The organism is Pseudomonas sp. HMSC076A11 (assembly GCF_001810205.1).
GTDB lineage: Bacteria > Pseudomonadota > Gammaproteobacteria > Pseudomonadales > Pseudomonadaceae > Pseudomonas > Pseudomonas aeruginosa.
The window spans coordinates 1-18517 of record NZ_KV800307.1; the positions used below are offsets into that span (position 1 = coordinate 1).

19 protein-coding genes and 2 pseudogenes are annotated in these 18517 nt (G+C 63.6%); 9 read left to right on the forward strand and 12 right to left on the reverse strand.

Going from position 1 to position 18517, the window contains the following annotated elements; translation table 11 throughout:
- Nucleotides 1-388, reverse strand: a pseudogene (locus HMPREF2716_RS14750) (glutamine synthetase); the annotation flags it as partial.
- A gap of 553 nt (nt 389-941) precedes the next feature.
- On the opposite strand from HMPREF2716_RS14750, the gene HMPREF2716_RS14755 reads away from it, so the two are divergent.
- Together HMPREF2716_RS14755 and HMPREF2716_RS14760 are read left to right on the forward strand one after the other, a co-directional pair.
- Nucleotides 942-1652: an AzlC family ABC transporter permease gene (locus HMPREF2716_RS14755; protein ID WP_043493433.1), complete on the forward strand. Its 711-nt coding sequence runs from the start codon at nt 942-944 to the stop codon at nt 1650-1652.
- A complete protein-coding gene (locus HMPREF2716_RS14760; protein WP_003088669.1) occupies nt 1637-1951 on the forward strand; it encodes an AzlD domain-containing protein in 315 nt (104 codons plus the stop codon). The genes HMPREF2716_RS14755 and HMPREF2716_RS14760 overlap by 16 nt, the downstream gene beginning before the upstream one ends.
- Before the next feature lie 124 nt (nt 1952-2075).
- Here HMPREF2716_RS14760 and HMPREF2716_RS14765 read toward each other — a convergent pair whose 3' ends face one another.
- Together HMPREF2716_RS14765 and HMPREF2716_RS14770 are read right to left on the reverse strand one after the other, a co-directional pair.
- The gene (locus HMPREF2716_RS14765) at nt 2076-3536 is read right to left on the reverse strand and encodes a hypothetical protein (protein WP_043493434.1); all 1461 of its coding nucleotides are present in this window, start codon (nt 3534-3536) and stop codon (nt 2076-2078) included.
- Nucleotides 3537-3676: 140 nt separating this feature from the next.
- Entirely contained in the window at nt 3677-4198 is a 522-nt protein-coding gene (locus tag HMPREF2716_RS14770; RefSeq protein ID WP_003113514.1) for a class I SAM-dependent methyltransferase, read from the reverse strand.
- A gap of 733 nt (nt 4199-4931) precedes the next feature.
- Between HMPREF2716_RS14770 and HMPREF2716_RS14775 the strand changes: the two are divergent.
- Nucleotides 4932-6591 (forward strand): annotated as a pseudogene (locus HMPREF2716_RS14775) (thiamine pyrophosphate-binding protein).
- Between the two features lie 7 nt (nt 6592-6598).
- Here HMPREF2716_RS14775 and HMPREF2716_RS14780 read toward each other — a convergent pair.
- The 3 genes from HMPREF2716_RS14780 to HMPREF2716_RS14790 form a co-directional block, all read right to left on the reverse strand.
- Nucleotides 6599-7273 carry a class I SAM-dependent methyltransferase gene (locus tag HMPREF2716_RS14780; RefSeq protein WP_023126083.1) on the reverse strand — a complete coding sequence of 225 codons (675 nt, stop codon included), beginning with the start codon at nt 7271-7273 and terminating at the stop codon, nt 6599-6601.
- Nucleotides 7273-8181: a siderophore-interacting protein gene (locus HMPREF2716_RS14785; protein ID WP_003100352.1), complete on the reverse strand. Its 909-nt coding sequence runs from the start codon at nt 8179-8181 to the stop codon at nt 7273-7275. Before HMPREF2716_RS14785 ends, HMPREF2716_RS14780 begins: the two co-directional genes overlap by 1 nt.
- Nucleotides 8182-8315: 134 nt before the next feature.
- Entirely contained in the window at nt 8316-9740 is a 1425-nt protein-coding gene (locus HMPREF2716_RS14790) for an aminotransferase-like domain-containing protein (protein ID WP_003100354.1), read from the reverse strand.
- A gap of 179 nt (nt 9741-9919) precedes the next feature.
- On the opposite strand from HMPREF2716_RS14790, the gene HMPREF2716_RS14795 reads away from it, so the two are divergent.
- Nucleotides 9920-10174, forward strand: coding sequence for a DUF1127 domain-containing protein (locus tag HMPREF2716_RS14795; RefSeq protein ID WP_003100355.1), 255 nt, complete (start codon nt 9920-9922; stop codon nt 10172-10174).
- Nucleotides 10171-10428: a hypothetical protein gene (locus tag HMPREF2716_RS14800; RefSeq protein WP_003100357.1), complete on the forward strand. Its 258-nt coding sequence runs from the start codon at nt 10171-10173 to the stop codon at nt 10426-10428. The genes HMPREF2716_RS14795 and HMPREF2716_RS14800 overlap by 4 nt, the downstream gene beginning before the upstream one ends.
- A gap of 74 nt (nt 10429-10502) precedes the next feature.
- On the opposite strand, the gene HMPREF2716_RS14805 is transcribed toward HMPREF2716_RS14800, so the two are convergent.
- Nucleotides 10503-10802 (reverse strand): winged helix-turn-helix domain-containing protein, encoded by a 300-nt coding sequence (locus tag HMPREF2716_RS14805; RefSeq protein ID WP_003118549.1) that lies wholly within the window; start codon nt 10800-10802, stop codon nt 10503-10505.
- Nucleotides 10803-10825: 23 nt separating this feature from the next.
- Entirely contained in the window at nt 10826-11299 is a 474-nt protein-coding gene (locus tag HMPREF2716_RS14810) for an Lrp/AsnC family transcriptional regulator (protein WP_003100361.1), read from the reverse strand.
- Nucleotides 11300-11431: 132 nt separating this feature from the next.
- Between HMPREF2716_RS14810 and HMPREF2716_RS14815 the strand changes: the two genes are divergently transcribed.
- Both HMPREF2716_RS14815 and HMPREF2716_RS14820 read left to right on the forward strand, forming a co-directional pair.
- Nucleotides 11432-11824, forward strand: a complete 393-nt coding sequence (locus HMPREF2716_RS14815) for a hypothetical protein (protein WP_003088646.1) — start codon at nt 11432-11434, stop codon at nt 11822-11824.
- 153 nt (nt 11825-11977) lie between these two features.
- Nucleotides 11978-12979: a bile acid:sodium symporter family protein gene (locus HMPREF2716_RS14820; RefSeq protein WP_003100363.1), complete on the forward strand. Its 1002-nt coding sequence runs from the start codon at nt 11978-11980 to the stop codon at nt 12977-12979.
- Between the two features lie 54 nt (nt 12980-13033).
- On the opposite strand, the gene gorA is transcribed toward HMPREF2716_RS14820, so the two are convergent.
- Complete coding sequence (gene gorA, locus HMPREF2716_RS14825; RefSeq protein ID WP_003100366.1) at nt 13034-14389, reverse strand: glutathione-disulfide reductase; 1356 nt, start codon at nt 14387-14389, stop codon at nt 13034-13036.
- Nucleotides 14390-14533: 144 nt separating this feature from the next.
- Between gorA and HMPREF2716_RS14830 the strand changes: the two genes are divergently transcribed.
- The gene (locus tag HMPREF2716_RS14830) at nt 14534-14956 is read left to right on the forward strand and encodes a VOC family protein (RefSeq protein WP_003100368.1); all 423 of its coding nucleotides are present in this window, start codon (nt 14534-14536) and stop codon (nt 14954-14956) included.
- Nucleotides 14957-15136: 180 nt separating this feature from the next.
- On the opposite strand, the gene galU is transcribed toward HMPREF2716_RS14830, so the two are convergent.
- A complete protein-coding gene (gene galU / locus HMPREF2716_RS14835) occupies nt 15137-15976 on the reverse strand; it encodes a UTP--glucose-1-phosphate uridylyltransferase GalU (RefSeq protein ID WP_003088639.1) in 840 nt (279 codons plus the stop codon).
- Between the two features lie 47 nt (nt 15977-16023).
- On the reverse strand, nt 16024-17385 hold the full coding sequence (locus HMPREF2716_RS14840) for a UDP-glucose 6-dehydrogenase (RefSeq protein ID WP_016253509.1): 1362 nt from the start codon (nt 17383-17385) through the stop codon (nt 16024-16026).
- A gap of 153 nt (nt 17386-17538) precedes the next feature.
- Here HMPREF2716_RS14840 and HMPREF2716_RS14845 point away from each other — a divergent pair, with 153 nt between their 5' ends.
- Nucleotides 17539-17763, forward strand: a complete 225-nt coding sequence (locus tag HMPREF2716_RS14845; protein ID WP_003088627.1) for a DUF3203 family protein — start codon at nt 17539-17541, stop codon at nt 17761-17763.
- A 5-nt stretch (nt 17764-17768) separates the two neighbouring features.
- On the opposite strand, the gene amrR is transcribed toward HMPREF2716_RS14845, so the two are convergent.
- Nucleotides 17769-18407, reverse strand: coding sequence for an efflux pump transcriptional repressor MexZ (gene amrR / locus HMPREF2716_RS14850; protein WP_019682680.1), 639 nt, complete (start codon nt 18405-18407; stop codon nt 17769-17771).
- Nucleotides 18408-18517 lie beyond the last annotated feature (110 nt).

Genomic DNA, 18517 nt, shown 5'->3' on the forward strand with positions numbered 1-18517 from the left:
CCTGGCGCAGGACTTCGCGGGGGTCGGCGAAGAAGGGATCACCTTCCAGCTCATGCATGGTCATCAGCAGTTGCGCGGTCGGGCGCTTCTGCCAGGGTTCCATGGAGAGGGTGCCGGGGATCGGGTAGCAGATCCGGTCGGCGTCGCCGATGTCGAGACCCAGGCCGGTACTCTCTACGGTGGAGCCGGTGATATCGAGGGCGAACAGGGAAGCGGGAAGGTTGATACCTTTTTCGAAGACTTTGGGCAGACTGTTGCGTTCGATTCGCTTGCCGCGAACCACGCCATTCATGTCTGAAATCAGAAGGTCGACGAACTGGACCTCGGGATGTTCCTGAAGGAACAGGCTCGGCTCAGTGAGCTGAACGGCACGCAGGGGTACCGACATGATGCAACACCTTTTTTGTTAAAAATTTCAATCATGCGGGGGCTGGAGCCAGAGTCAATCGGAAAGCCAATTTGTTGTCAATAGCCCTCTCATCGCCCTCGCGGCCGGCGAAATGGCCGTAGACAGGGCCTTCCAGCGCATCGCGAAAGCGGCCAAAGCCAGGCCAGGCAAGGTGTTCAACCTGGTGCAGCAGATATTTTACAGGCTCCGTTGTACGAAAAATTGAACAAGGCTAAGCTGTGCCAACCCTACAACAGCAATAAACCGGGTGTTCCATGTCCTACCAGCCGTCCCTCGGCGCCAAGTTCCGCGGCCACAAGATCGGTCAGCATCCGCGTTAGCTCCGCTCCGGTTCTTCTCTCCCTCGATTCTTCGCAGCGCCCTCGAGCGGCCCTCGCTCGTCCGCCGCCTGCCCTGCCCGTCCTCCTTATATAAGGAAGGACACCGGCCGCTTTCGCCTGCGTGGATAACGGATACGAAGAGCAAGATCGTTCAAGCCAGCCCGATGCGCCTGCTGGCATGCTGGACCGACGTTCACCACCGCCATGCCCCCATGACTGCCCACGACCTGCCCCGCCAAGCCTTTCTCCGCGGCGCCGTCGCCATCCTTCCATTGTCCCTGGCCGTCGCGCCCTGGGGGCTGCTGGCGGGATCGATGGCCATCGAAGCCAACCTCACCCCGGCCGAGGGCCAGGGCCTGTCCGCCATCGTCTTCGCCGGCGCCGCCCAGTTGGTGGCGATCGGCATGCTCAAGGGCGGTGCCGGGTTCTTTTCGATCATCTTCACCACCCTCCTCCTGACCTCGCAGCACCTGCTCTACGGCATGAGCTTGCGGCCGGTCCTGTCACCTCTGCCGGGACGCTGGCGGATCGGCCTGGGCTTCCTGCTCACCGACGAGTTCTTCGCCCTCGCCAGCCAGCACGACCGGCGCAACTTCAACCGCTGGTACGCCCTCGGCGTCGGCCTGACCTTCTATATCGCCTGGAACCTGTTCACCCTCGCCGGCATCCTGCTTGGCCGCAGCATTCCCGGTCTCGAACTCCTGGGCCTGGATTTCTCCATCGCCGCCACCTTCATCGCGCTGGTCGCGCCGCTGGTGCGCAACGTACCGACGCTGGTCTGCGTGGCCACCTCGCTGTTCTGCTCGGTGCTGTTCAGCCACTGGCAATGGAGTTCGGCGCTGGTCCTCGCCGGTCTCGCCGGGATGGCCGCCGGCTTCGTCTGCAACAAGCTGTATCGGGAGGCGCCATGGTCTGGGCAGTGATCTTCGGGATGGGTGCGATCGTCTTCCTCAACCGCTACCTGTTCCTCGAACCGCGCCTGCCGATCCGCCTCGGCAGCAACCTGCGGCAGTTCCTCGGCTTCGCCGTGCCCGGCATGCTCACCGCGATCTGCGGCCCGATCGTGTTCATGCCCGAGGGCCGCATCGACCTCGGCTACGACAATCCCTACCTGGTCAGCGGCGCAGTCACCGTGGCGCTAGTGCTCTATACCCGCAATACCCTGGCGAGCATGCTGCTGGGCATGGCGTTCTTCTTCCTGTTCAAGTGGTGGCTGATTTGATCGATGTCAGTCGCTGCACGCCGGACGGCATGATTTCGGCAGACAGCCTCTTGCAGGGGGCTACAAACCAATAGCTCGTAAGAACAGGTGGAAACAACTGAAGCGGCAATCGAAAATTTTTGCCTTACTTCAAACCATATCCAAGCTTCCATTCCAAGCTTCCCAAATCATCACACCCTGCATTCGATGATAGAAAATGATTTTCGCCAAGCGGAGAGTAACAGCGATAAATAGGGACCGTATTTTTTTGTGGGTATTTATACACCCAGCCGATAGTGGCGATTCGATCATGTCCGCTCCCGTCACATCCTCCTGCATCAGTCACGAGATAATCATCGGGATCCTGTCTATTCACACACTCCTCCACCTCAAGCGTTTCAATACCAACGACAGGACGAGTCAGGAGATATGCGATACGATTACGCTCGGTGTACTCGGATTGTCTCACCACAGGCAGAGTAGTAACTCTGTATTTCCCACTCCTGTGCTCCCAGCGGGTAAGAGCCAAACCTACGGAAGCCTGTTGAGGTTCACTAACCACCTTCATGTTAACCCCTTGAAAGACGAGATACTTTTCCTTTAGCGTTCCTCCATGCGGTATATAAATATAGGTGATACCCCATCCAGAATTATCAACTCGATTCTCACCGCCAAGTAGATTCACGACCCCCACATATGCGATTAAGTCAGTTGACTTCCCGATTAAATTTCGATCCCAATCATTTTTAACAAACGGAACAAGAGGATCCTTAAGAGTAAAAAAATTCTTATAATCCGAGGACAATGACAGCTTTATCCCGCCAAACCATGGATCGAGATCAAGCGCAATAACTTTACGTCCAGCCCGCCAATACCCAACACTACTCCCTATAGTACCCAAACTATCTGCCATACCACCAACCGCAGGCTCACTCCAATTTCCTTTATATAATTTCCTCCAGCTTGACGGGAACATATAAGATGCCTCCGGAGCACGCGCCACGATATTATCCCATCGCCCCGGCCTGAAACAATACATATAGAGGTAGCCTTCATCGGGGGCCCGAACCAGTGAACAGTCACCCTCCCCAGATTGGGTCCCCATCTTCGGTGCCTCAGGGCTGGTCAACACAGTAATTGGATTAACCCAAGATAGACCATCATAAGAAAACGATACCCCCATTGACTTGTGCGTCTGCCCACCATTGATGTAGTCGCACTTTTGCTCCTGATGCACGGCTGCAACATAGACATCTCCGATCTTAACCGGAGAATTTATCCATACTCCACACTCGCTGTAGGACCCTGCGGCACCTTTACTTAACACCTTATTGGCAGGCCAGCCCATAGACCAGGCCTCCGGCCCGGTTATTGCGTAAGCATCACCACCACCGGAACTGTAGCCTCTGAATAAATTTTCAGAGAGCTTTATTACATAAAACTTAGTATCCAGGCCAGGCTCGTGAGACCCACCCCTAACTACTAGCGGGCGCTCCACCCGCACCTGTAGACAAGACTCACAAAAGACTTCCGCCGCAACTTTCGAAACCAATAAAAAGTGCAGAAGAAGCACAAAACACAAACAAGAAATCATAGACTTCTTCATGAAAATCCCTTTCATAATATTTTATTTTTCAATCAAAACCATCCAACCACTGGCCACCAACACAATATTTCCGGCTCCAGCCCCGAAATGCCGATACCAATCTAGCGCCCGTCCAGGCAGAGCAATTGACACGGAGAAATTCAGAAAACCACCCGAAAATAATGACGATAGTCACAGTGAACGCCATCCTCCCGCTCGACGGCTTTCACCTTGAACTGCTTTGCTCCCAGCAACTCCAAGACACGAACCAGTTGATCATGGCTGAATATCTGTGTATGCCCGATTGCTGGAACTCCGCGAGAGTCAGTCACCAACAGTAGCTCACCGCCCGTCCTCAACCTGCCCACACAGTCAACCAGGAACTGGATCCAGTCGGCCGTATGGTCAAGCACATTTGAGCAAACGACGAAATCGAACGCACTCTCTATATCGGCAACACCATCCCTTATATAACAAGAAGAACCTCTTTCCCCGAGAATCGAGAATGGAAGATTCTCTGCATACAGCCCCATCAATGAGTCCTGGGCAGTCACTGTCACGCCTTCGACCTTCTCGAAAAAGCCGATCGGCCCACTACCTACTTCCAAAACCTTACCTTCAAAACCTTCGTAGCGATAATGCGAGGAGCCGTACGTGAACCCCATCTTCCCAAGAAACCACATTGCATCCTTATGCCGGGCCTCTTGTAGTTCCTCGACAGACAGATGGCGATAGGGCCATTTATCCTTCCAGAAAGAAGCTCGTACTCCTGGGAATGTATCCACTGCTCCGAATCTGCAGACGCAACGCTACGTACGTCAGGAGCAGTTTCAACCCTACGGGACACCGACGAGAATTCGCCTGCACCACTGCCACGCTCTTCGATACACACTAGAGGAGTGCCATTCGCACGACGGCGCTCCCAGAAACCGGATAAAAATTTCACCCTAAAAACCTCCCTGCTCATTGGTACCCTTGCCCATCGGACTAAAAGACAAAAAGCCGAAACTTACCGACGACCAAACAAAAACTCGTCCTCTATCTCAGCGCCCCAGCAAAAATCTTCCCCTCAGGAAGCCGCCAAACAGCACTGCTCGAGGAAAAACTAACAAAGAAAATTTATAAATAATGTAAGAGCAATCCTTTTTGCTAGAGGAAATAGTTACATAGACATAATTGAGGAGAAGATGGAGAAACGAGCGGAAAACCGCGCTCTCCGATCCGCCTAGAGGAGACCCGTTGCGATGACGCTCCAGTCCCCTTCTCGTCCAGATGAAGCGCTGAAAGGGGCCTCCTCCGCAACGAAGAACGAGGGTTCATGCGCCACGGGAATGAACTCGCGAAGAAAGGTCGCTTGGCGCTGGCGCGCTTTGGGCCGAATATCGGGGCAACCACAACGTGCGCAGCGAGGCCCTCATGTCCGACTCCCTTCCCCAGCGCAACGGCGGGCAGATCCTGGTAGAGGCATTGCGGCGCAATGCCGTCGATACCGTCTACTGCATCCCCGGGGAAAGCTACCTGCCGGTGCTCGATGCGCTGCACGACGCCAACGGCATCCGCACCATCGTCACCCGCCACGAGGGTGCCGCCTCGAACATGGCCGATGCCTACGGCAAGCTGACCGGCCGACCAGGCATCTGCTTCGTCACCCGCGGCCCCGGTGCCACCCATGCGGCGAATGGCGTGCACACGGCGCAGCAGGACTCGACGCCGATGATCCTGTTCGTCGGCCAGGTGGAAAGCGCCTTCAAGGGCCGCGAGGCGTTCCAGGAAGTCGACTACGTGCAGATGTTCTCGGGCCTGGCCAAGTGGGCCGTGGAAATCGACCGTATCGAACGCATCCCGGAGATCGTCGGCCGCGCCTTCAGCGTCGCCACCTCGGGCCGACCGGGCCCGGTCGTGGTCGCCCTGCCCGAGGAAATCCTCTTCGGTTTCGCGCAGGTCGCCGATGCGCCGGAGCCAAGGGTGCTTCCGGGGCGGCCGGGCGCCACGGCGATGGCGGAACTGCGCGAACTGCTGGCGAACGCCAGGCGCCCCCCTGCTGGTACTTGGCGGCAGCGGCTGGGACAGTGCCGCCAGGAAACGGCTAGGCGCCTTCGTCGAGGCCAATGGCCTGCCGGTGGCCACCTCGTTCCGTCGCCAGGACCTGTTCGACAACCGTGACCCGCACTACGCCGGACAACTGGGCTTCGGCGCGGCGCCGGCGCTATTGGAGCGGCTGCGCCAGGCCGACCTGCTGCTGGTGGTCGGGGCGCGCCTGGGCGAAACGCCGAGCGCTGGCTACAGCCTGGTGCGTAGTCCGGCCCCCGCGCAGACGCTGATCCACGTGCATCCGGACAGCGCGGAACTGAACCGCGTCTACCTGGCGCGATTGCCGATCCAGGCCACCCCGTGTGCCTTCGCCGAGGCCCTGGCCGACCTCGCGCCGTTGCCCTCGAGCACCTGGCAGGACTGGCGCGAAGCCGCCCATGCCGATTACCTGGCCTACTCGACCCCGGCCGCGAGCGACCCCGCCGTCCAGGGCGTCGACCTGGCGTCCGTGGTCGCGTACCTCAGCGAAAACCTGCCGGACGACGCGGTGATCGCCAACGGTGCCGGCAACTATGCCGTCTGGGTGCATCGCTTCTACCGCTATCGCCAGGCCCGCACGCAGTTGGCGCCGACCAACGGCGCCATGGGCTACGGCCTGCCCGCCGCGATCGCCGCCAGCCTGCGCGATCCGCAGCGCAGCGTGGTGTGCTTCGCCGGCGACGGCTGTTTCATGATGTATCCGCAGGAGCTGGCGACCGCCGCGCAGTTCGGCGCGACGCCGGTGGTGATCGTGGTCAACAACGGCATGCTCGGCACCATCCGCATGCATCAGGAGCGCGAATATCCCGGGCGGGTATCCGCCACCCGCCTGGACAACCCCGACTTCGTCGCCCTGGCGCGAGCCTTCGGCGCCCACGCCGAACGAGTGGAATGCAGCGCCGACTTCCCCGCCGCATTCCGCCGCGCCCGCGAAAGCGGACGCCCGGCGCTGCTGGAGCTGCTGACCGACCCACGCCAGATCACGCCGCAGGCGCGCCTCGCCTGAGGCATCCTCAGCCGGCGCGGAAGGCGATCCAGGCCTGGTAGCCCACGGCCTGGAAATAGCGGCTGGGCAGGACGAAGCCGGTGTCTTCCAGCAGTTCGCCGAGGCGCTGCTCGGACAACGGATCGAAATCCTCGCGCAAGCGTTGCAGCATGCCGTCGCTGTCCTCCGGGGAAAGCCCGGCCAAGCGGCAGGCCTCGGCCTGCACCGGACGTTCGAAGGCGTCCCGGGCTTCCATCAGGTTGGCCAGCAGCAACGGCGCCGCTGGCGCCAGACGCTCGGCGACCGCCTCGAGAAAGCGCCGCTTGGCCTGGTCGCCGCGCAGGAAATGCAGCACCAGCAGGACCAGCGCCGCATCGCAAGGCGGCGCAGGCGGTAGCCCGGCGACGTCGCCGCAGTGCAGCTCGATCCGCTCCAGCAGGCCGAGCCTGGCGCAGCGCTGGTGGGCCAGGGCGAGCATGTCGGCCGACAGGTCCGCCGCGACGAAACGCCAGCCTGGACGCAACCCGGCCAGCTCCGCCAGTTCGCCGCCGGCGCCGCAGCCGACGCTGAGCAGGCGCGCCCGTTCCGGCAGACGGGCCAGCAACTGCGCGCGACTGAGCAGGTGCAGCAACTCGTAGCCCGGCAACAGGCGGCCGATCCGCGTCTCGTAGCCGTCCGCCTGTTTCCCGACGAAGCGGCCCATCAGTCGAACACCTTGCCCAGGCGCCAATAGCCCATCAGGGTCAGATGACGCTTGTCGATACCGCGCTCCTGCACCAGGTAGCGCCGGATCGCCATCACCGCCGCCGACTCGCCGGCGACCCAGGCGTAGAAACTGCCGCTCTCGGGGCTCGCCAGTTCCCAGAGGATCTCCTCGTCGATATCGATGTCCTCCAGTTCCTGGGCCGCACCACCCGCCACCTCGCGTTCCGGCAGCCGCGCCTGGCGCGCCGCCTCGATCATCCGCTCGCCGTTGCGCGAATGGATACCGGCCTGGTGGCGCGGCAGCCAGTGCAGGCGCGCAGCGGGAATCGCCGGCAGGTCGAGGATGTCGGCTTCTCCCGGCACTTCGAGAAAGGCCTCGACCACCGGCGGCTCGGTTTCGCCGGCCAGCTCCTCGAGAATTCCCGCCACCGCGGGCAAGGCGGTTTCGTCGGCGATCAGCAGGATATGGCGGACGCCAGCCGGCGGTTTCCATTCGTAGCCGCCGGGGTCATCGCCGTATTGCCGGTTGGGCGCGGCCAGTTGCAGGCGGTCGCCGATCCGCGCGTGGGTCGCCCAGGCCGAGGCCGGGCCGTTCTCGCCGTGGAGGACGAACTCCACGTCGACCTCTTCCTGCTCGGCGCGCAGCGCACGGATGGTGTAGGTACGCATCGGCGGCCGGCGGGCCGGCTCGACGCTGCGATAGGCCTGGTACCACTCGCTGCCGCCGGGCAGGCTGGGCGGCTGGCCGCTGGCATCGGGGAAGAAGATCTTGATCCGCTGGTCGGCGGCAAGGGTCTTCATCTCGGCGACCTCCGGACCGCCGAAGACGAAGCGGGTCAGCGCCGGGCTGAGTTGCTCACGGCGCTTGAGTTCGACATTGAACAGACGATAGGCGGGTTGCGACATGACGATGGTCTCCTGGTGACCGGCGCCCAGTGGAGCCGGCGGATGCATGCGTCAGGCAACTCTAGCAAACAATGCGAATGATTAGCATTTGCTATTTGCGCAATCGTCGACTGCGTCGAAAGCACGACTGTCGCTCAGGCCTCGCAAGGCTCCAGCAGCTCGCAAGCGCTCTCCCCTACTCGCCTGACCGCCTGCTCGATGGCCGGGGTCGGCAACGCCGCGTAGTTCATCCGCAGGCAGTTCCGATACTTGCCGGAAGCGGAAAAGATGCAGCCCACCGCGACTTGTACGCCGCGGTTGCGCAAGGCCTTGTCCAGGCGCAGGGTGTCGAACGCCTCGTCCAGTTCGACCCAGAGCAGGAAACCGCCCTGGGGCCGGCTGGCGCGGGTGCCCTCCGGGAAATAGCGCGCCACCCAGTCGATCATCAGGTCGCGTCCGCGCTGGTACTGGGCGCGCATGCGCCGCAAGTGCGGCTCGTAGTGGCCGTTGCCGATGAATTCGGCGATCGCCAGTTGCGGTTGCAGGGCGCTGGCGCCGGTACTGATGTACTTCATGTGCAGCACGCGGTCGGCGTAGCGCCCGGGTACCATCCAGCCGATCCGCAGGCCCGGCGCCAGGACCTTGGAGAACGACCCGCAGAGCAGCACCCGGCCATCGTCGTCGTACGACTTGATGGTGCGCGGGCGCGGATAGGTGTAGGCCAGGTCGCCATAGACATCGTCCTCGATGATCGCCACGTCGTAGCGCTGGGCCAGGGCCAGCAGCGCCCGCTTGCGCGACTCGGGCATGATGTAGCCGAGCGGGTTGTTGCAGTTCGGGGTCACCTGGATGGCCTTGATCGGCCACTGTTCCAGCGCCAGTTCGAGGGCTTCCAGGCTGATGCCGTTGACCGGATCGGTGGGGATCTCCAGGGCCTTCATGCCGAGGCCTTTCAGCGATTGCATGGCGCCATGGAAGCTCGGCGACTCCACCGCGACGATGTCGCCCGGTTCGCACACCGCGCGGATGCTCACCGACAGGGCCTCGTGGCAGCCGGTGGTGATCACCACGTCGCTGGCGGTGGCCCGACAGCCGGAGTCCACCAACAGGCGGGCGACTTCCTCGCGCAGCAACGGCGAGCCGTGGATCCCGTCGTAGGCCAGCGCACGGGCGTCGGCGTGGCGGTTGAGCCGGGCCAGGCTGCGGGTCAGCGGTTTCAGCGAAGGGCTGGAGATGTCCGGCATGCCGCGGCCGAGCTGGACCACGTCCGGCCGCGGTACCGTGCTGACCAGGGCCAGCACCTGCTCCCATTGCGAGATTTCCACCGGCCGCTGGGCCAGGCGGGCGATCGCCGGCAGCGGCGGCATCTGTCGCGCGACCGGTACGAAATAGCCGGACTTCGGCCGCGGCTCGGCCAGCCCGCGATCTTCCAGCAGCCTGTATGCCTGTTGCACGGTGCTCAGGCTGACGCCGTGCTCGATGCTCATGGCCCGCACCGAGGGCAGCCGGTCGCCCGGACGGTAGAGGCCCTGTTCGATGCGCGAACCGAGGGTCTCGGCGAGTTGCAGATAAAGGGTCATGAGCGGGACTCCAGGGTGAGCGAAAGCGGGACCGGTACAGATGGTGGCGAAATCCACCATTCAGGCCGGGGAGCGCTTGATCTGTATGCAGTCAACCCACCTTTTCTGGACCTGTACGGAACAGCGCGCGATGGCCATTCTATCTCCGTCGTCCAGCCGATCAATATGGAGTACGCAGCATGACGCGACTCAGTGCGAAATCCGAGCGCCGCCAACGCCTCGATGGCCCCTTCCCACTCGCCGCGATGGACAACCTGGCGCAGGCCCTGCGTCGCGGCTATCGCCTGGCCCGGCAACGCCAGCTGACCCGGCGCGCGCTGCTGGACCTGGAAGCGGCGGAACTGAAGGATATCGGCCTGAGCGCCGAGCAGGCCCGCGAGGAAGCCTCGCTGGCGTTCTGGCAGGCGGGAAAATCCGGCGGGAGGAAGGCATGATCCGCTGTCGCAACTGTGGCGAACGCCCAGCCAGCGAAGGGCATATCTGTATGGTCTGCAAGCGCCGATCCGACATCGACCCATACAAGGCGCTGATCGCCATGGCCCTGCTGGTCTACTGCGGCGTCAGCCTGGCGGCCTACCTCAAGCCGCATATGCCGGCACCGCCGCCTACCGCCGGCAGCAGCGTCCAGCCCGCCGAGGAGCTGGCCCAGCGCGCCCGCCAGGCCACCCTGGAACAGCGCGGCATCTGAAGAACGCATGCTCGGGAGGGGAGGCAGTTTGAGCCCCTCCTTCTTTTATATGCCTGTGGCCGCCAGCGCGTGGCTCATTCCGCCGGATACTCCAGCGCCGCCGCGATTCGCCGATGCTGCTCGACCACCCACTCCCGCCGTACCGCCCCCCAGTCGCGGATGACATAGCCGCCCTGGTGGTTGCGCGCACCCTCCCGCTGCTCGAACTCGCAGACGATGTCCAGTTCCTCCAGCGCGGCGATGGTGTCCTGTGCGGTACGCCGGGGCATGCCGGTGGCGGCCATGATCTCCGGCACGCTGGCGGTGCCGCTGTCGATCAGGTAGGCGACGTAGAGGCGGCGGTAGAAGCTGGACTTGGTCTTGCTGATGGTCATGGGCAGGCGTTCTCCGGGAAGGCTCAGGGAGCGAGCAGGGGCAAGGTAGTGGTGGATTTGATTTCCGACAAGGCGACGATGGAGTTCACTTCCTGGATGCCCGGCACCGCCGACAGTTTCTCGAAGAAAAAGCGTTCGTAGGATTCGATATCGCGGGTGACGATACGCAGCATGAAGTCCACCGCGCCCATCAGTACGTGGCACTCCAGCACCTCGGGAAACTGGTGCATCGCCTCGGCGAAATCGGTGAGGTTCTTGCGCCCATGGGCGTTGAGCTTGATCTGGGCGAATACCTGGGTATTCAGGCCGATCTTCTTGCGGTCGAGCAGGGTCACCTGCTTGCGGATCACCCCCTCCTCCTTCAGGCGCTGGATGCGCCGCCAGCAGGGCGACTGGGAAAGTCCGATGCGCTCGGCGATCTCGGCGGTGGAAAGCGAGGATTCCTCCTGCAGCAACGCAAGAATACGCTGATCGTAGATATCCAATGGAATGGACATAAATATTCCCTACAAAGAAAAATATAGGAATCAAGTATGCACATATAGCGCAAAATCACGCAAAAACAGGAGAAAAAATCCGGCACGCCTCTGGGAGAATTTCTCTCGTCGAAACACTGCCTGGAGCGTCACATGTCAACCCTCGCCCCCCTTTTCCTGGCCAAACACCCTGACGGCGAAGAACGCCAGGTGATCCGCCCGAACGTCTGGGAAACCTCCTGCGCAGATACCGAGACCCTGTCGATCTTCCATATCGAGGGCATGGCCGATCCGGACCTGCTGTGCCGGGTGCTCAACCTGTTCGCCGTGCAATCCTTCACCCCGGAGCGGGTTCGCGCCGACCGCGAGGACCACAAGATCCGCCTGCTGCTGACCTTCCCCGGCCTCAGCCAGCACCGCGCCAGCGTGATCGCGGAGAAGCTGCGCTCGCTGGTCACCGTGCTCGCCGTCCGCCTGGAGTTCTCTCCCCATGCCGGCAAGGTCCGTCCCAGCGTCAGCGAGCCGCTGCTGGCCAGCGTCGTCTGAGCCCCTCGGGGCGGCGCGGCGGCCGCCCTGTCCATTCGGCGTCATCGGCTGGCCTTCTGGCGTTAGCCGGTCGCCCAGCCCATGGCTACAGTGCAGGTTCGCCGGGCAGCCAGAAGACTGCCATGTGTTCCCCCGATCCTGCAGAGCGTGCCCATGTCCCGACCGCGTTTCCTTCCGGATAACTTCACCCTGGCGCTGATCGCCACCGTCCTTCTCGCCACTTTCCTGCCCTGCAGCGGCCAGACCGCCGTGGTCTTCGAATGGGTGACCAACATCGGCATCGGCCTGCTGTTCTTCCTCCACGGCGCCAAGCTGTCGCGCCAGGCGATCATCGCCGGCATGACCCACTGGCGCCTGCACCTGCTGGTGTTCGCCTGCACCTTCGTGATGTTCCCGCTGCTCGGCCTGGCGCTGAAACCGGCACTGTCGCCGATGGTCACCCCGGAGCTGTACCTCGGCATCCTGTTCCTCTGCGCCCTGCCGGCCACGGTGCAATCCTCCATCGCCTTCACCTCGCTGGCGCGCGGCAACGTGCCGGCAGCGGTATGCAGCGCTTCCGTGTCGAGCCTGCTCGGCGTATTCCTTACCCCGCTGCTGGTCAAGCTGCTGCTCGGCGCCGAAGGCGAGACCGGCAACGCGCTGGACGCCATCGGCAAGATCACCCTGCAACTGCTGGTACCCTTCATCGCCGGCCAGGTCCTGCGGCGCTGGATCGGCGCCTGGGTGGAGCGCAACAAGCCGGTGCTGCGCTATGTCGACCAGGGCTCGATCCTGCTGGTGGTCTACACCGCCTTCAGCGCCGCGGTGATCCAGGGCCTGTGGCACGAAGTACCCTGGCTGGCGCTGCTCGGCCTGACCGTCGCCTGCTGCGTGATCCTCGCCCTGGCCCTGGTGCTGACAACGGTGCTGGCGCGACGCCTGGGCTTCAGCAAGGAAGACGAGATCACCATCGTCTTCTGCGGTTCGAAGAAGAGCCTGGCCACCGGCGTGCCCATGGCCAAGGTGCTGTTCGCCACCAGTGCGGTGGGACCGATGGTGTTGCCGCTGATGCTGTTCCACCAGATCCAGCTGATGGTCTGCGCGGTACTCGCGCAACGCTACGCCAGGCGCCGCGACGACGCAGCGGCGGCGCTGGCCGAGGCCCCCTCGCGCTGAGCGCGAAAATGAAAGAAGCCGGCCCAGGGGCCGGCTTCTTCGTTCAGACGCGGCTCAGCGCGTCGGCGTGCGCAGGGTGACGAACTCTTCCGCCGCGGTCGGGTGGATGCCGATGGTCTCGTCGAACGCCTGCTTGGTCGCCCCGGCCTTCATCGCCACCGCAATACCCTGGAGGATCTCGCCGGCCTCGGCGCCGACCATGTGGCAACCCAGCACCCTGTCGTCGTGGGCATCCACGACCAGCTTCATCAGGGTCTTTTCCTGGTCGTCGGTAAGGGTCAGCTTCATCGGCCGGAAGCGGCTCTCGAAGATCTTCACCTTGTGCCCGGCGCTCAGCGCCTCCTCCTCGGTCAGGCCGACGGTGCCGATGTTGGGCAGGCTGAACACCGCGGTGGGAATCAACTTGTAGTCCACCGGGCGATACTCCTCCGGCTTGAACAATCGCCGTGCCACCGCCATGCCCTCGGCCAGCGCCACGGGGGTCAACTGGACGCGACCGATCACGTCACCGAGGGCGAGGATCGACGGCTCGCTGGTCTGGTAGTGCTCGTCGACCGCGATGAAGCCCTTGTCGGTCAGCTTCACAGCTGTGTTTTCCAGGCCCAGGTCGTCCAGCATCGGCCGCCGCCCGGTGGCGTAGAACACGCAGTCCGCCTCCAGCACCCGGCCGTCCTTGAGGGTCGCGGCCAGGCTGCCATCGGCCTGTTTGTCGATACGGGCGATGTCGCTGTTGAACTGCAGGTCCAGGCCCTTCTTGCCCAATTCGTCGCGCAGATGCTCGCGGACGCTGCGGTCGAAGCCGCGCAGGAACAGGTCGCGACGGTAGAGCAAGGTGGTCTCGGCGCCGAGCCCGTTGAAGATCGAGGCGAACTCGACGGCGATGTAGCCGCCGCCGACCACCAGCACGCGGCGCGGCAGGCGCTCGAGGAAGAACGCTTCGTTGGAGGTGATCGCGTGTTCCTTGCCGGGAATGTCCGGCACCTGCGGCCAGCCACCGGTGGCGACGAGAATGTGCTTGGCGCTGAAGCGCTGGCCGTCCACCTCGACGCTGTGCGCATCGAGCAGACGGGCGTGACCTTCGAGCAAGGTCACCCCGCTGTTCACCAGCAGGTTGCGGTAGATCCCGTTGAGCCGCTGGATCTCGCGGTTCTTGTTGCCGATCAGGGTCGCCCAGTCGAACTGCGCCTCGCCGGCGCTCCAGCCATAGGCCCGGGCCTGCTCGAAGTCCTCGCTGAAATGCGCGCCATAGACCAGCAGCTTCTTCGGCACGCAGCCGACGTTGACGCAGGTGCCACCCAGGTAGCGACTCTCCGCCACCGCGACACGGGCACCGAAGCCGGCGGCGAAGCGGGCGGCGCGTACGCCCCCTGAGCCGGCGCCGATGACGAACAGATCGAAATCGAAAGACATGTTCCTACTCCTGGATCAGATGCGTTCCAGCATAACCCATTCACCAGCGTCGGCTCCCGCCGGATCGACGCAGAAACCTGTCGAAACGGCTCAGCGCAGGGCCTGGCAGGCGATGGGCTATGCTTGTCCGTGGAGGTAAGCGCGATGTCCCCCACCCTCACCCACCTGGCGCTGCACGTCCCCGACCTCGACGCCTGCATCGCCTTCTACGAAACCTTCTGCGGCATGCGGGTGATCCACCGGCGCCCCGGCAAAGGCTCGCAGATCGTCTGGATGGCCGAACCCGGCCAGGAACAACGCTTCATCTTCGTCATCATGCCCGGCGGCCAGCCGCGCAACCTGGCCAGCGACGATTACAGTCATTTCGGCTTCGCCCTCTCCAGCCGCGCCGCGGTAGACGATCTGGCGCGCCGCGCCGAGGCCGCCGGCTGCCTGGTCTGGGCGCCGCGCGACGAGCCCTATCCGGTCGGCTACTACTGCGGCCTGCGCGATCCCGCGGGCAACTATGTGGAGTTCAGCTACGGCCAGCCGCTGGGCCCGGGTTCCGAGGCGCTGCCGATTCCCTGACCGGGCGCGGAGGCGCCGCGTGGCCCAGGCCAGGCTGGCGGGGTTATTCGCCCGACGCCAACAACGCCACGCCCGCCGACAGCTCAGGTAGGGCGGATACCCCCCATGGCCGTTCGCCTCATACGAAAAACGCCGCGCCCCCATCGGGGACGCGGCGTTCTTCATCGGGAACGGCGAGGCTCAGTGAGCCTTGCCGGTCTTGTAGAGGTTTTCGTAGCAGAAGTTGGTCGCCTCGATGTAACCCTCGGCGCTGCCGCAGTCGAAACGCTTGCCCTTGAACTTGTAGGCCAGCACGCAGCCGTCCTGGGCCTGCTTCATCAGGGCATCGGTGATCTGGATCTCGCCGCCCTTGCCCGGTTCAGTCTGCTCGATCAGGTCGAAGATGTCCGGGGTCAGGATGTAGCGGCCGATGATCGCCAGGTTCGACGGCGCCTCTTCCGGCTTCGGCTTCTCGACCATGGTGTTCACCCGGAAGATATCGTCGCGGATCATCTCGCCGGCGATCACGCCGTACTTGTTGGTCTCTTCCGGCGGCACTTCCTGGATCGCCACGATGGAGCAGCGGAACTGGTTGTACAGCTTGACCATCTGCTTCAGCACGCTGTCGCCTTCGAGGTTCAGGCACAGGTCGTCGGCCAGGACCACGGCGAACGGCTCGTCGCCGATCAGCGGACGACCGGTGAGGATGGCGTGGCCGAGGCCCTTCATCTCCACCTGGCGGGTGTAGGCGAAGGTGCACTCGTCGATCAGCCGACGGATGCCGACCAGGTACTTTTCCTTGTCGGTGTTGCGGATCTGGTGTTCCAGCTCGTAGCTGATGTCGAAGTGGTCTTCCAGCGAACGCTTGCCGCGGCCGGTGACGATGCCGATCTCGGAAAGGCCGGCTTCCAGCGCCTCCTCCACCGCGTACTGGATCAGCGGCTTGTTCACCACCGGCAGCATTTCCTTGGGCATGGCCTTGGTGGCGGGGAGGAAACGGGTGCCGTAACCGGCGGCCGGGAAAAGACATTTCTTGATCATGAGAATCCTTCGACATGGACGAAGTATGCGGATGGCGCGCAGTCTAATCAGGCTGCGCTCGCCTTACAATGCCCGGCCCTTGGACGTCCTATGCCCTGGTAGATGAAGCCCAGTTCCGCCATCCGCGCCGGTGCGTAGAGATTCCGACCGTCGACCAACAGGGGAGTTCGCATGGATCCACGGATTTTCTGGAAGTCCGGCTGGCGGAACTGTTTCCACTCGGTCACCAGCACCAGGGCATCGGCGCCCTCGACGGCCGCGTAGGGCGAGTCGTGGAGCGTCAACTGGGCGCACGCCAGCGCGTCCGGATAGCGTGCCGCGACCCCGGCGTTGGCCACCGGGTCATGGGCCCTGACCCGCACCCCGTGGCGCAGCAGCGCCTCCAGCAGGACCAGGCTCGGCGCCTCGCGCAGGTCGTCGGTACCCGGCTTGAAGGCCAGCCCCCAGAGCGCCACCGTGCGCCCTTGCCAGCGTCCCTGGAACAGTTCGCCGAGGGTCTCGAAGAGCAGTTCCTTCTGCCGCGCGTTGCGCGCTTCCACCGCACGCAGTATCTGGCTGTCGAAGCCCTGTTGCTCGGCGCTGCGGATCAGCGCGCGGACGTCCTTGGGAAAGCACGAGCCGCCGTAGCCGCAGCCGGCGTAGATGAAATGGGTACCGATGCGCTTGTCGCTACCCATGCCGCGGCGCACGTCCTCGATGTCGACGCCGGTGAGGGCGCACAGCCCGGCCATCTCGTTCATGAAGGAAATCTTGGTGGCGAGGAAGGCATTGGCCGCGTACTTGCTGAACTCGGCCTCGCGGCGCCCCATCAGCAGGACCCGTTCGTGATTGCGCAGGAACGGCGCGTAGAGCTGGCGCAGGGTTTCCCCGGCCTGCGTCTCGGCGCTGCCGATGATGACCCGGTCCGGGCGCCTGAAGTCGTCCACCGCCGAGCCTTCCTTGAGGAACTCCGGATTGCTCGCCACCGCCACCCGGAAGCGCTTGCGCCGGCGCGCCAGGCCCAGGCGGATGATCTCTTCGACCCGTTCGGCGGTGCCCACCGGCACGGTCGACTTGTTGACCACGATGCAGGCCTGGCGCAGTTGCGCGCCAAGTTGCTCGGCGACCGCCAGCACGTGGCTGAGGTCGGCCGAGCCGTCCTCGCCGCACGGCGTGCCGACGGCGATGAACACCACTTCGGCGTCGGCCAGGCCTTCCGCCAGGCTGGCGGTGAAGGTCAGGCGGGCGGCGTCCAGCTGGTCGCGCAGGATGCTTTCCAGGCCCGGTTCGTAGATCGGCATCTCGCCGCGTCTCAGCCGCGCGACCCGCTCGCGGTCACGCTCCACGCAACGCACCTGGTTGCCCATCTCGGCGAAACAGGCCGCCGTCACCAGTCCCACATAGCCCGCACCAATCACGCATAGCCGCATGGCGTCGTCCTCCGCTGGCCTCGCCCTCTCTCTGCGGACGATTGCAGCCAAGCGCGGTGGCAGGCGCGTGACGCTGGCGTGAAGCTACCGTGACAGAACCCGCGCGGATGCCCGGGGTCCACCCAAGGTAGGCGGAGAAAACGGGAGGTTCCCATGTCCATCGAAATCGATTCGGAACAAGGCATCTGCAGCGTGGAGATCGAAGGCAGCCGGCATCGCGCGCCGGTCGACAGCCTGCGCATCGGTACCGACGCCGAGGCGCGCCTGTCGGTGCTCTACATCGACGGCAAGCGCCTGCACATCAGCGAGGAAGACGCCCAGCGGCTGGTGGTCGCCGGCGCCGAGGACCAGCGCAGGCACCTGATGGCGGACGATTGACGCCCTCAGGCGTCCGCCAGCAACAGGTAGGGAGAACTGCGCAGGCTGTCGAGGCCGGCGCGGAACATGCGTTCGGCGCGGTTCCAGGGATCGTCGCGCAGGCGCTCGGTCCAGGCCAGGGTGCCGCAGATGCCGTCCCAGAGCGATTGCAGATAGATGCTGGCCAGCTCGACGTCCAGCCGCGCCGGCAGTTCGCCGCGCTCCACCGCCCGGCGGATCTGCCGGAGGCCGAAGCGTTGCCCCTGCTTCTCGAGCAGCTCGCGGCGGCGCAATAGCGGCTCGTTCTCGTCGCTGCGTTCGCACTTGAGGTAGAGGATCTCCAGCACCCGCTGCACCGAACCGGGCTCGCAGCACTGGCGGAGAAAGCCCATGCCGGCGCGCAGGAGGATATCCAGCGCCGGCACCCTGGCGTTTTCGTCGGGTACCTCGATCTGGCCGAAGGCGCGGTCGCACATCGCCAGGCAGACCTCGATCTTGTTCTTGTTCTTGTAGTGGCCGTAGACCGCACCGCGAGAAACCCCGGCGGCGTCCGCCAGGTCGGCCATGGCAGTGGTGCCCACGCCCTTTTCCAGGAAAACCCGCTCGGCGGCATCGAGTATGCCGTCGCGGGTTTTCTGGGATTCCTCTTTGGTTTTCCTGGCCACTGAACGTCCTCACAAGGGAAAGGCGCCGCAGATCATAAGGATATGTTACAGAAACGCCAATTAATTAATCACTCATGATTGATTATATGCTACTGTCGCGCCGCTCGTGA

Bases quoted from the DNA above. Each gene is read 5' to 3' on its own strand.
- HMPREF2716_RS14755 (WP_043493433.1), top strand. From the start codon at position 942: ATGACTGCCCACGACCTGCCCCGCCAAGCCTTTCTCCGCGGCGCCGTC.
- HMPREF2716_RS14760 (WP_003088669.1), top strand. From the start codon at position 1,637: ATGGTCTGGGCAGTGATCTTCGGGATGGGTGCGATCGTCTTCCTCAAC.
- HMPREF2716_RS14765 (WP_043493434.1), bottom strand. From the start codon at position 3,536: ATGAAGAAGTCTATGATTTCTTGTTTGTGTTTTGTGCTTCTTCTGCAC.
- HMPREF2716_RS14770 (WP_003113514.1), bottom strand. From the start codon at position 4,198: ATGTGGTTTCTTGGGAAGATGGGGTTCACGTACGGCTCCTCGCATTAT.
- HMPREF2716_RS14780 (WP_023126083.1), bottom strand. From the start codon at position 7,273: ATGGGCCGCTTCGTCGGGAAACAGGCGGACGGCTACGAGACGCGGATC.
- HMPREF2716_RS14785 (WP_003100352.1), bottom strand. From the start codon at position 8,181: ATGTCGCAACCCGCCTATCGTCTGTTCAATGTCGAACTCAAGCGCCGT.
- HMPREF2716_RS14790 (WP_003100354.1), bottom strand. From the start codon at position 9,740: ATGACCCTTTATCTGCAACTCGCCGAGACCCTCGGTTCGCGCATCGAA.
- HMPREF2716_RS14795 (WP_003100355.1), top strand. From the start codon at position 9,920: ATGACGCGACTCAGTGCGAAATCCGAGCGCCGCCAACGCCTCGATGGC.
- HMPREF2716_RS14800 (WP_003100357.1), top strand. From the start codon at position 10,171: ATGATCCGCTGTCGCAACTGTGGCGAACGCCCAGCCAGCGAAGGGCAT.
- HMPREF2716_RS14805 (WP_003118549.1), bottom strand. From the start codon at position 10,802: ATGACCATCAGCAAGACCAAGTCCAGCTTCTACCGCCGCCTCTACGTC.
- HMPREF2716_RS14810 (WP_003100361.1), bottom strand. From the start codon at position 11,299: ATGTCCATTCCATTGGATATCTACGATCAGCGTATTCTTGCGTTGCTG.
- HMPREF2716_RS14815 (WP_003088646.1), top strand. From the start codon at position 11,432: ATGTCAACCCTCGCCCCCCTTTTCCTGGCCAAACACCCTGACGGCGAA.
- HMPREF2716_RS14820 (WP_003100363.1), top strand. From the start codon at position 11,978: ATGTCCCGACCGCGTTTCCTTCCGGATAACTTCACCCTGGCGCTGATC.
- gorA (WP_003100366.1), bottom strand. From the start codon at position 14,389: ATGTCTTTCGATTTCGATCTGTTCGTCATCGGCGCCGGCTCAGGGGGC.
- HMPREF2716_RS14830 (WP_003100368.1), top strand. From the start codon at position 14,534: ATGTCCCCCACCCTCACCCACCTGGCGCTGCACGTCCCCGACCTCGAC.
- galU (WP_003088639.1), bottom strand. From the start codon at position 15,976: ATGATCAAGAAATGTCTTTTCCCGGCCGCCGGTTACGGCACCCGTTTC.
- HMPREF2716_RS14840 (WP_016253509.1), bottom strand. From the start codon at position 17,385: ATGCGGCTATGCGTGATTGGTGCGGGCTATGTGGGACTGGTGACGGCG.
- HMPREF2716_RS14845 (WP_003088627.1), top strand. From the start codon at position 17,539: ATGTCCATCGAAATCGATTCGGAACAAGGCATCTGCAGCGTGGAGATC.